We start from the raw sequence: 11,872 nt of genomic DNA on the forward strand, positions 1-11,872 counted from the left end.
GCGGGCGCTTTGATCGAGACACCTCAGTCTGCGGATTGACTTAAGAAATAACTTAGTGGCGACATGCTTTAACACTCTACAGTTTCACAACATGATGAAAGAAAAGGATTACAGCATTCTGGTGGTGGATGATGAGCCAGCGAACGTGTTGCTGCTGACGCGCATGTTGCAGGATAGCTACACGGTGCGCTCGGCCCTCAGCGGCGGTGAAGCATTAGCCATCGCTCAGAGTGACGATAAACCGGCACTGATCCTGCTCGATGTGATGATGCCCGAATTGGACGGGTTTGAAGTTTGCCGCCGCCTCAAAGATCAACCGGATACCAAAGATATTATGGTGATCTTTGTCACCGCGATGGGCGACAGTGCCGCCGAAGAGGTGGGGTTAAATCTCGGCGCGGTGGATTACATCGCCAAGCCGCTGCGCTGGCCAATCGTGCGCGCTCGGGTGCGTAATCACATGAACGTGCGCAAAAAAACCGATATGTTGGAGGCGATGTCCTACATTGATGGGTTAACCCACGCGCACAACCGCCGGCGGTTTGACATGACGCTGCCGATTGAATGGCAACGCGGCCGCCGCACCCGCCGACCGCTGGCGCTGGTGATGATTGACTTTGACCATTTCAAAGCGTTAAACGATCACTACGGTCACGGCAGCGGCGACATCTGCTTGCAACAGGGCGCAGCGGCCATGACATCCACTTTGCGCCGCCCGGGTGATCTACTCGCCCGCTACGGCGGCGAAGAATTTGTCGTGTTGTTACCCGATACCGATCTGGAAGGCGCCCGCCGCCGTGCCGAGGAAATGCGTTTAGCGGTCAAAGCGTTACGCCTCCCGCATGAATATTCCTCGGTGGCCGATCATGTCACCATCAGTTTAGGCGTGGCGGCGGCAGTGCCCGACCCGATTTTTGAACCGCTGCAATTGTTGGAATTAGCCGATCAAGCCCTCAATCGTGCCAAAACCGAAGGGCGTGATCGGGTCGGCATCGCCCCACCGCTGGGAACAACCCGCTCGATTCCCGCCTTTGCCGACTGCACCCTGGTCGCCATGCCCGAACAGCCGACTGACACGCCCACCGCCGCGCCCGAGGCCAGTTGCAAGCCAAGTCCGACGGAACGCAACGTCACCAGTCAATACCGCGAAGCCCAAACCTTGATGGGGGTGACCATCACCACGCTGGAACATTTGCTCGACACGCCGTTGAGTGGTGAGCAACGCCAGTGCGTGGAAACCCTGCGCTCCAGCGCCGCGCAATTGCGCAGTTTTCTCAACAGTGATGCGCTGAAAACCTCGGTTACACTCGCCCCGGCCACCGCCTTGGTGGGCGGTAGCGCCACCAGTGATGCGCCCGTCAAGTCGGCGGTAGCTGAAACGATGGCGGCGTCGGCAGCAGCAGTGGCGAAATTAGCGGAGGTGCGGCTGCTATTGGTGGATGATAACCGCGCCAATCGGACGGTCATCACCGCCATGTTGCGCAAACTGGGGTATCAGGACGTGGTGGCGGTCGGGGGCGGCCACAGTGCGCTCCAACATTTGGCGCAGCAGGACGTTGATCTGGTGCTAACCGATTGCCAAATGCCCGACATGAACGGGATGGAACTGGTTAAACGCATTCGGTCAGCCGATAGTGAGGTGCGCCAGCACGAGGTGCCGGTGATTGCGCTGACCGGCTTGACCGACAGCAGTGCGCAAAATTTGTGTATGCAGGCGGGGATCAACGGTTATCTGGTTAAGCCGGTCAATTTGGTTGATTTGGCGGCGATGTTGACCAAACATCTGGGCGATCGGGCGACCTCACAACTGATCTTGGAACCGCCCACCCCGCCCGTGCCAGCCGCGACTAACGTCCCCACCCCAGCCGCCACGCTCACCCCGGCGCCGCTGGGGGATGACCTGTCGCCGTTGTTTCGCAGCCGTGAATTGCTGGAACGGGTGGGGCAGGATCCCGACATCGCCAGCGCCGTAGTCGGGCAATTTCTCAGCGACGTACCGATGCGCATTGTCGAATTGCACACCAGCTTAAGCATCGGCGATGTGGAACGAGTCAAATTTTTAGCCCACAGCATCAAAGGGTTAGCTGGCACCATCGCCGCGCCGGGGTTGCAAAATCTCGCCGCCCGCCTGGAAACAGGTACGCAAGACATCGCCAGTGATCTGATCCTTGCCGGTGAATTAGACGCCGAATATCGTCGCCTCGCTCGTGTGCTGCGTCATTCCCTACAACAATGGACGAAACAGCGGACTGATTAATCACACCGCCGATTTTTTATTGCGCCCTTGAACATTCACTCAAACACACCGTATTCGTACAATCGCACTCCTGATTGAAGTTTCAGTTAATTCAAATTGCCGTATAGCCGTATTGTTTGCAAGATGCCCAGTGAACTCCCTATCGTATTGATCGTTGATGATGTGCCAACTAACATTCATATTTTGGCGGATGCACTGCGCCACGAATGCCGAATTAAAGTTGCCGTTCACGGCGAAGAAGCATTAGACATTGCCCGCACTGCGCCGCAACCCGATTTAATTTTATTAGATGTAATGATGCCGGATTTAGACGGCTATGAAGTGTGTCGCCGCTTGAAAAATGATCCCATCACGCGGGCAATTCCAATTATCTTTGTCAGCGCCCGCGATGCCGAAGATGACCAAACGCTCGGGTTTAATCTCGGCGGCGTTGATTACATTACCAAACCGTTTTCAATTCCAGTGGTGCGCGCACGGGTGCGAACACATATTCGATTAAAACGCCAAACCGACGCACTGCAACATTTGTCACGCATTGATCCGCTCACCGGCGTTGCCAATCGGCGCCATTTTGATGAACTCATTCAAATTGAAATGCGACGCGCCCTGCGTGACCAAGACCCCCTATCCTTGTTAATGATTGATATTGATTATTTCAAAGGCTACAATGATTATTACGGCCACGGCGCCGGCGACCTATGCTTACAACAGGTGGCCAATACATTAGCCAATGGATTATCCCGCCCGGGTGATTTACTCGCCCGCTATGGTGGCGAAGAATTCATTGCCGTATTACCCGCCACCGTGCGTACGGCGGCACATCAATTAGCCGACCGCTTGCGTATCAACGTATTACAATTGGGCATTGCACATGCGCAATCACCAGCTGCGGCGGTAGTCACCATTAGCGTTGGCGTGGCCACGTTAATTAGCACACCAGCAGTACTACAGGCGCATAATCAATCGGAAATAGATGTGTTATTAAAAGAAGCCGACACATTGCTATACAGCGCAAAAGCCAGCGGGCGTAATTGTGTGATGAGTGTTTTGCCACTTGATCCAGCAATTGACTGAATCAGTCATGTCATAGTCAATGGCGCCACGGAAGGTATTGCAAGACTCGTTACAAAACCCGCGGCACCGCATTTTGCGCATCACGCTGGTCGTGATCAAGCGCAACCCTTGTCATTTCAAGTGACGTGAGAAATCTCAATTGACTTAATAAAGATTTCTCAGAGGCTACGCCTGTTGTGCAATGTAGATCAATCAATCATCAATTCAAAATCTTCTTTACCCACACCGCATTCTGGACATTTCCAATCCTCAGGCACCTGCTCCCAAGGCGTACCGGCTGGAATATCATCTTCTGGCCAGCCTTCCGCTTCATCATAAATCAAACCACACACAGCACACGCATATCGTTTCATGTTTTATTTCCTCCAGTTAATGACTAATCCATCACGATTCATTAAAAAATGCGCATCACTAAACGGCACTTTAATCCTCGGCAATGCGCCGTAAACTTAGCACATCGAGTAAATATTCAGTGGGGGTAATTTCAATTATTAAATCTTCACGCTTGAAACTTGCCACTGTGCGACTAGCAGTTTCGGTAGTAATTCCCAACATCGCTCCCATATCTTCACGATTAAATAATTGGCAGGTATTGCGCGTGGAATCTTGAATTAACCGCAATAATAAACGAGCCATACGCTGCCGCGCCGACCCCGTTGATAATTCAGTCAACCACGCATCCGCTTCGGTTAACGCTCGCTGCCAACGGGTCATTAATTCACGATATAATTTTGAATTATCATGCGCCAGCGTCTGTACTAATTGCACTGGAAAACGGCAAAGTTCAGTTGGTTGCAAAACCACCGCATCATGTTGATAACACTCATCTAATAATGCCTCCAATCCTAATACATCGCCACTACGCACTAATCGCACAATACGCAAATTACCATCCGCCAGGTACTGCACTAATTTTAATGCACCACTGCGCACCGTGAACATATATTCATCACGATCTCCGCTATGATAAAGCACCGCGCCCGCTTTAAAATTAAATTGTTCAATCGGCTCGTGAATGATTTCAAAATCCGCCGCTTCCAGATCGGCAAATAGCATCGAAGTGCGCAAGGCACAGGTGCGACAATCGGCATCGCCCGCCCATGCTTCGCGTAAAGTAACTGATTTTGCCATAGCCGTTGTTTAATAATCAGAATGATGCGGTTGAATAAAAACTGGTGTGATCGGCAATACACTGTGCGAGCAGGAGCTGTGTAATTATCATCTGACTGATGCGGCGGTCAAATGCGTAGTGCGAGCCATTTAATAGGCTAATGTGCGCGGGCGGTATTGGTCAGGAATTAACACAGTCGGGTGCAGTTGTTCATCATCCTGATAGGGAAAATCTAATGTGTAATGCAGCCCGCGACTTTCCCGCCGCCGCTGGGCCGATTGCACAATTAAATCGGCCACTTCGACTAGATTGCGCAATTCTAATAAATCGTTATTGACGCGGAAGTGGCTGTAGTTTTCAATGATTTCTTGTTTTAATAAATCAAGACGGCGCTTGGCGCGGGTTAAGCGTTTATTAGTGCGCACAATGCCGACATAATCCCACATAAAACGGCGTAATTCTTCCCAATTGTGCGAAATAACCACTTCTTCATCCGGTTCGGTGACGCGGCTGGCATCCCACGCAGGAACGTCGGGTGGTAATTCCCATTGCTGCATTAAACGAGCGATGTCATTCGCGGCCAATTCACCAAAGACTAAACATTCTAATAATGAATTGCTGGCCATGCGATTGGCGCCGTGCAAACCCGTATAAGCGGTTTCACCAATGGCGTATAGCCCAGGAATATCAGTGCGGGCGTCCGCATCAGTCACGACTCCGCCGCAAGTGTAATGCGCAGCTGGCACGACGGGAATAGGTTCTTTGGTCATGTCTATTCCCAAATCTAAACAGCGGGCGTGAATGGTGGGGAAATGATCGTGAATGAACTCGGCGGGGCGATGGGAAATATCTAAATACACACATTTGCTGCCCAGTCGTTTCATTTCATGGTCAATTGCGCGGGCGACGATGTCACGCGGTGCTAATTCGGCGCGGGCATCAAAACGTGGCATGAAACGCTCGCCGTCGGGTAATAATAAATGGGCGCCTTCACCGCGTAGCGCTTCGGTAATTAAAAACGATTTGGCTTTGGAATGATACAAACAGGTGGGGTGGAATTGCATGAATTCCATATTAGCCACGCGACAACCGGCGCGCCACGCCATTGCAATGCCATCACCAGTGGCGACATCTGGATTGCTGGTATATAAATAAACTTTACTCGCACCACCGGTGGCTAATACAATAAACCGGGCTAAAAAGGTGCGTACTTCACCACTGGCTTGATCTAAAACATATGCACCGAGGCAGCGGCGTTGTTGATAACCGAAGCGGTCGGATATAATTAAATCAATTGCCGCGTGTTGTTCAAATAAATTGATATTAGCGCGGCTATGTACCTGTTCTACAAGGGTTTCTTCGACAGCGCGCCCGGTGGCGTCGGCGGCATGAACGACGCGGCGATGGGTATGACCGCCCTCGCGGGTTAAATGATAACCACTGGTGTCAGCGGTATCATCACGAGTGAATGCCACGCCCGCTTGCATTAACCAGCGGATATTGTCTGGCCCGTGTGCTACGACGCGCTCGACAATTGCACGATCACATAAACCGGCGCCGGCATCTAATGTATCTGCGACATGTGATTCTAATGAATCTCCCGCATCAAACACGGCTGAAATGCCGCCCTGTGCGTATAGCGTATTGCCCTCGTGCAGGGTGCGTTTGGCTAATACGGCGATTTGAATGTCGGGCTGCAAGCGTAATGCGAGGCTTAAACCCGCAGCGCCGCTGCCAATAATTAACACGTCGTGGCGGTATGAAGTAGTCATTTATTTTTATTCCGTGTGTTAATTGTCAGCTTGTCAGATGGGAATCACCATTGTCAATATTTAAATGCCACGATGGCAGGCGCCGAGATCGCAAAAGAAATTGCGTGTGAAATGCGTCTATTGACATCAGATGTATTTTACCATAGCTGACTGACTGATGTGTATTATACAATGCTGTTGTAACCGAAAAATGCAATTTATCTATTCGGATCAATCCCCGCTTCTTTGAGTAGTTTCAATAATCGCTCTTTTTCAACCAACGCCAAATATTTAAGTCGTCCTTATGGTGGTAGAAGACACGACTTTCATCTATTAAAACAAGAATTTTCACCAGCGCTACCCCGGTTTGAAAATTGTACAATGAAAGTTGATTCAGGGTACACCGGAATTGTTAATAGTTATTCATACAAAAGCGTTTCAATTCCACACAAAAAATCTAAAAATAAACCATTAACAAGTGAACAAAAAACTGCCAATAAACAGCTTGCTTTAGAGCGTATTTTTGTTGAGCATAATATTGCTGGATTAAAGCGATTTCGTATTTTTCAGATCGGTTTCGTATTCACAACTTTGATTTGTATGACAAAATTCTCGGCGTTTGTGCTGGACTGTGGAATTTTAGCCTAGCTAACTAGCTGATTTTTTAGTTAAAATAACTCTATTGGACAAAGCAAAAAGGGCGTTATTTCCCGCCGCCACTGTTTATATTAATGGCACAGGTGACAACGGATATCAATGCGATTAGAATAAAAGCATCACTTAAACAACCAATAAAATAACGCTGGTTTGTCATAACGATCATTGCGTGGTATTAATAGTGAACGTCCAACACAGATACACCACAATTGATCGGGCTTTTTCATTTAGTATAATGACATCATGGTCACTTGATAGGTCAGGGCAATGAAACAGCATCGGATAATTGATAACACCCACCCACGCTTGCATACCATTGCGCCCATTGCACCCAACCCAGCCCCACCGCCGTCATACTATACTTACGACGCTAACCCATTGATTGAACAGCATATTGCTGACGATCAACGCCGCATCGCCGCGCAAATCACCACCCGCATCGCACCAGTGCATTTGCGCGGCATCTTTTTAGGCGGCAGTTATGGACGCGGCGAGGGCGGTTATCATATCCGCCTTGACCGCCCGCCGCGACCAACCAACGGCTACGAATACAACATTCTGATTAATAGCACTAATGCCAAGCAACGCCGCCTGATCCGCGCCCGCCTCGCACACCTCGCCGCGGTTTTGCAGCGCCGATTGGGGATGACTGTCACATTTCAACTACTGCGACAAGAACGCCTCAGTGACCCGCCAATTCGCCTCGCCGCTGCCGAATTATGCTGGAATCGCCGCCTCATCGCGGGTGATACGGCGGTGCTTGACCAGCTCCCACCGTTGCTATTTCACCACGTTGATCCAAGTGAAATCACACGCTTACTGTTGCATCGTGGGCAACTCTTGTTGTTAACGCAACAGCAGTTGCGTGATCGCACCGCGTACACCGAACATGGTCGAGAACTGTTTTTTAACCGCCTTTGTCAAGTCATCCTCAGCAGCGGTGAAGCACGACTCGCCGCCATCGGCCGCTATCACCCGCTCGCCAGCGAACGAATGTTACGTTTAAAAGACATGGATGTCAGCCGCAACGCTCGCTTTATGTCGCTATATTATCTGGCCAATCAATATCTTCAGTATTCAAACGTCACTGATTTGCGTGATGCAAACCTGCTAGAGTGGCAAGCACGCATCATGTGGCTTTGGTCAGACACTCTGCGTCAATTTGAAACACAACGGCGTGGCCACCTGCTGCAAAGTTGGGAAACAGAATGCCATCCGCGTTATGACAAAGGGCAACGAAGCGTGGATGGTCACTGGCAACATCTGCAACTCACCGCGCAACAGTTTGGCTGGCGCGAGCTATTTCGCCATCCACGCTGGGCGTTGCGTCATCCACGCGACCGTCTCATCAGCGCACTACCGCTCCTGTTGACTAGCAGCAACAGTTGTATAGACACAACAGTCACCGCCGCGTTGGCGCTCCCACCACATTGTGACTGGGCAATGGCAGTGGACGCCTTTATGACGCATTGTCAGCAAATTGGTTAATTGTGTTACCATATTAGCGATCTTTTATTGATTTTACAGTCGCATTACGTCAAAGCATTACATGAAATCTCATGGTATTCCAGTCAGATTTGTGAATGTTTTCTATTCAAAAAAACGATCATTTAATATCAACAGCGTATAGAAAATGAGGCAATAATCATGCAGGTGATGATTGTTGAAGACGATACTTCAACTGCGATGTTATTAGAACGCTTAATAAAACGCATTTGGGCAAACAGCAGCGTGTACGTTTTTAACGAAGTGTCTGCTGCCTTTATACATTGGCGAGAACAAGGCACTGATTTGTTATTAGTGGATATGGGATTGCCGGGCGTTGGTGGCATGGCGTTATTAGAACAAATTCATCGCGTTGGCCGCGGCAAAACGGTGCCAGTCATTGTCTCTGGTCATGCCAATCGTTCATTCGTAATTGAAGCGCGCCATTATGGTGTGCGCGACTATATTGTTAAACCCTTTAGTGCTAAAGCATTAATGGTGCGCTTAAGTGAATTAATGGCAACTGCTAAAGTGCGTACTGACAGCGCTCCCCATTTTGAATCTTTTGTCGCTTTTGTTGAATATCATTTGCAAGCCAATAATTTAAGTTTGCCAATGAGTCCAGAATTAGCTCACACCATAGAAACGCTGGAACATGAGCATAAACTGAATAAAACAGTAATTGTGAAAAACTGGGAATTAGAACCCGCTCTGGTTGGGCGACTGATTGGTGCTGCCAACACTGGTTCATATAATACGACCATGCGTGTCATTGACAATTTTAAAGAAGCGGTTGAGCAATTAGGCACAACGGCCGTGACTAATTTAGCAATTGAATTATCCTTGCACCCCGGCAGTGAATTAACATTGGAACCATTGCAGAAACGGGCTGAACAATTGTGTGATCATGGTAAAAAACTCGCAGCGCAGGTCACGGAGTTAGCCAAAAAAGTGGATGGGGATGGGGGGGCATGTCGCGCCGCGGCGGTATTACACGGCGCAGGTGATTTGGCATTATTACAATTGATGCAGGCGTGGCATGACGATCAACACCCAATTGATGTTAATCGCTGTGACCAATGGTTAACATCCTATCGCACCACCGCGCGGGATCAATTGGGGATTCAGTGGCATTTACCCCTTGATATGCGCCGACGGATTAACGCAATCGATCAATTGCCCGAAGGTGCTATTAAGGTGGATATGTTACTAGAGCGTATTGCGGCATTAACACTGGCGGGTGACAGCGATCAAGAAGAATTAAAAACCTTGCGCGAACGGGCTGGCTTATCTAAATAAATGTTTAATTGACAGTCAACCAATGCGCCCACAGCAAACTAATACATAGCAAAGCAACCAGATAGGCTTGGTATAAAGCAGTTTGCCCAAGCAGTGGATTTAACCCCCGCCCTTCTTTAATACGCCACAACCGATAACTCAGCCGCAGCGCCGCCGGTAATGCCAATAACAATGGCAACCCGTGTTGTGGTGGTTTAATGATAATCATCATTAGTCCGACTGGTAGCACCAACAACACGCTGTATAATAAACGCGCTCGCTGCCGTCCCAAAATGTGACATAAGGTGCGGCGGCCAGCGCGGCGGTCAGTATCAAAATCGCGGTAATTATTCACTAATAACACTGCACATGCCGGCAATCCAATTGCAATACCGCTCAGGATTACTGCACCATTTAATTGCAACACCTGTAAATAATAGGTGCCGGCAACGGCGGCAATGCCGAAAAATAATAAAACATATAATTCCCCAAAGGGGCCGTAAGCAATAGGACGTGGTCCGCTGGTATAGGCATATCCGGCGGCAATTGCCGTTAATCCCAATAATAAGATTTGCCAACCACCGCGTATGATGAGGATTAAACCGCACAGAAATGCTAATAAAAACATAAGATGTGCGGCGCGGCGAATCTGAATTGACGTGAACCAACCTTGTGCTGCCGCTCGGGGTGGTCCGAGCCGATCTGGTGTATCTGTACCGCGTTCAAAATCGGCGGCGTCATTATACAAATTAGTGCCAATTTGAATAGCCGCTGCACTTAAAAGTGTAGCAATGGCTGTCAGCCAAACTAGATAACCCTTCTGAGCAAATGCGAATGCAAATCCAGCAATCACTGGGGCAATCGCCAGAATTAATGTTCGCGGCCGACTGGCAATTAACCAATGGCGCATACTGGGGCGCCACGATTGATGATGCGAATGAACTTGCACCTGTGATGCGGTCAGTAATGCTTTAATTGCTTGTCTATGACTGCGCATTAGGGCCGCCGTTTAAACCGATTAAAATCGGGCGTCCGCCGCTCTAAAAAGGCATTACGCCCTTCTTGCGCTTCAGCGGTGGTATAAAACAAGGCTGTGGCATTGCCTGCTAATTCTTGAATCCCTGCTAATCCATCAGTGTCGGCATTAAACGCCGCTTTTAATACCCGCAAGGCGGTTGGTGAATGACGCAACATGTGCCGGCACCAATTAACTGTTTCGGATTCTAATTCAGTTAATGGTACCACCGTATTCACCAATCCCATTGCCAATGCTTCAGCAGCATCGTATTGGCGACATAAAAACCAAATCTCTTTTGCTTTTTTCAAACCAATGGTACGCGCCATTAAACCGGCGCCAAAACCTGCATCAAAACTGCCCACTTTAGGCCCGGTTTGACCGAATCGTGCATTATCCGCTGCAATAGTGAGATCGCATAATAAATGCAAAACATGCCCGCCACCAATGGCATAGCCCGCTACCATTGCTATGACGGGTTTAGGCAGGGTGCGGATTTGGCGTTGTAATTCCAATACATTGAGATGTTCAATACCCGATTCATCCCGATAACCCGCCTCGCCACGAATACGTTGATCGCCTCCCGCGCAAAAAGCTAATTCACCAGCGCCCGTGAAAATAATCACACCAATCTCAGGATCAAGATGCGCATGATGAAACGCATCAATCAATTCGCGCACGGTTTGTGGACGAAATGCATTGCGTACTTCAGGGCGATTTATTGTGATTTTTGCAATGCCTTCCGCCGTGTGATGATAAAGAATATCGGTATAATCTTTATTGACCAGTTGCCAAACTGGCGGGGCAGTATCTATATCAGGCGATACATTAGACGTCACGTTTAATCCTCTAAATAATGACTGAATTGTACGATTGAATTGCGGCTAACGCCACTATTTTGATGGCTAGTTTAGCATTATTTTATGCGATAAGCACCTAAATCAAAATGCGTCGAAACGAAATTTTTAGGAGAGATATAGTTGATTATGCAGGATGCGTTGAAGTACAAAGTGCATCATTTTTTCTGCGTAATTTCTGTCTTTTTCACAGGATAATGACAAGATAAACGTTGAACTGAGATCAATATGTTTTAGTGACGATAGCAAGCAATTTAAAAAAGATAATAAGAGCAAAAATTTCATTTTTTAATCATATTTGTTGGACAATTTTTCAGTGCATTAAACATAACATAAATATTAAAAAATTGTAGATAATGATTCATTTATTTTGCTTTTTTGGGATAT

10 protein-coding genes are annotated in these 11,872 nt (G+C 48.7%); 5 read left to right on the top strand and 5 right to left on the bottom strand.

Annotation, left to right across the window (positions count from 1 at the left end; all coding sequences use genetic code 11):
* Positions 1-91 precede the first annotated feature (91 nt).
* Positions 92-2,257: a response regulator gene (locus HUK38_RS15520; RefSeq protein WP_182583999.1), complete on the top strand. Its 2,166-nt coding sequence runs from the start codon at positions 92-94 to the stop codon at positions 2,255-2,257.
* Between the two features lie 123 nt (positions 2,258-2,380).
* On the top strand, positions 2,381-3,331 hold the full coding sequence (locus HUK38_RS09025) for a diguanylate cyclase (protein ID WP_182584000.1): 951 nt from the start codon (positions 2,381-2,383) through the stop codon (positions 3,329-3,331).
* A gap of 188 nt (positions 3,332-3,519) precedes the next feature.
* Here the strand turns inward: HUK38_RS09025 and HUK38_RS09030 are convergent, their stop codons facing one another.
* The 3 genes from HUK38_RS09030 to nadB form a co-directional block, all read right to left on the bottom strand.
* Positions 3,520-3,684, bottom strand: coding sequence for a rubredoxin (locus tag HUK38_RS09030; protein ID WP_182584001.1), 165 nt, complete (start codon positions 3,682-3,684; stop codon positions 3,520-3,522).
* A gap of 70 nt (positions 3,685-3,754) precedes the next feature.
* Positions 3,755-4,462 carry a Crp/Fnr family transcriptional regulator gene (locus HUK38_RS09035; RefSeq protein WP_182584002.1) on the bottom strand — a complete coding sequence of 236 codons (708 nt, stop codon included), beginning with the start codon at positions 4,460-4,462 and terminating at the stop codon, positions 3,755-3,757.
* Positions 4,463-4,591: 129 nt separating this feature from the next.
* Positions 4,592-6,214 carry an L-aspartate oxidase gene (gene nadB / locus HUK38_RS09040; RefSeq protein WP_182584003.1) on the bottom strand — a complete coding sequence of 541 codons (1,623 nt, stop codon included), beginning with the start codon at positions 6,212-6,214 and terminating at the stop codon, positions 4,592-4,594.
* A 225-nt stretch (positions 6,215-6,439) separates the two neighbouring features.
* Between nadB and HUK38_RS09045 the strand changes: the two genes are divergently transcribed.
* From HUK38_RS09045 to HUK38_RS09055, 3 genes are all read left to right on the top strand, one after another.
* Complete coding sequence (locus HUK38_RS09045) at positions 6,440-6,841, top strand: transposase family protein (protein ID WP_182584004.1); 402 nt, start codon at positions 6,440-6,442, stop codon at positions 6,839-6,841.
* Between the two features lie 276 nt (positions 6,842-7,117).
* A complete protein-coding gene (locus tag HUK38_RS09050) occupies positions 7,118-8,338 on the top strand; it encodes a hypothetical protein (protein WP_182584005.1) in 1,221 nt (406 codons plus the stop codon).
* Positions 8,339-8,506: 168 nt separating this feature from the next.
* Complete coding sequence (locus HUK38_RS09055; protein ID WP_238787555.1) at positions 8,507-9,634, top strand: response regulator; 1,128 nt, start codon at positions 8,507-8,509, stop codon at positions 9,632-9,634.
* A 4-nt stretch (positions 9,635-9,638) separates the two neighbouring features.
* Here the strand turns inward: HUK38_RS09055 and menA are convergent, their stop codons facing one another.
* Together menA and menB are read right to left on the bottom strand one after the other, a co-directional pair.
* Positions 9,639-10,610, bottom strand: a complete 972-nt coding sequence (gene menA / locus HUK38_RS09060; RefSeq protein ID WP_182584007.1) for a 1,4-dihydroxy-2-naphthoate octaprenyltransferase — start codon at positions 10,608-10,610, stop codon at positions 9,639-9,641.
* Positions 10,610-11,443 carry a 1,4-dihydroxy-2-naphthoyl-CoA synthase gene (gene menB / locus HUK38_RS09065; RefSeq protein WP_338065394.1) on the bottom strand — a complete coding sequence of 278 codons (834 nt, stop codon included), beginning with the start codon at positions 11,441-11,443 and terminating at the stop codon, positions 10,610-10,612. Before menB ends, menA begins: the two co-directional genes overlap by 1 nt.
* Between the last annotated feature and the right edge of the window lie 429 nt (positions 11,444-11,872).

This window comes from Thiospirillum jenense (genome assembly GCF_014145225.1).
GTDB classification, from domain to species: Bacteria; Pseudomonadota; Gammaproteobacteria; order Chromatiales; family Chromatiaceae; genus Thiospirillum; species Thiospirillum jenense.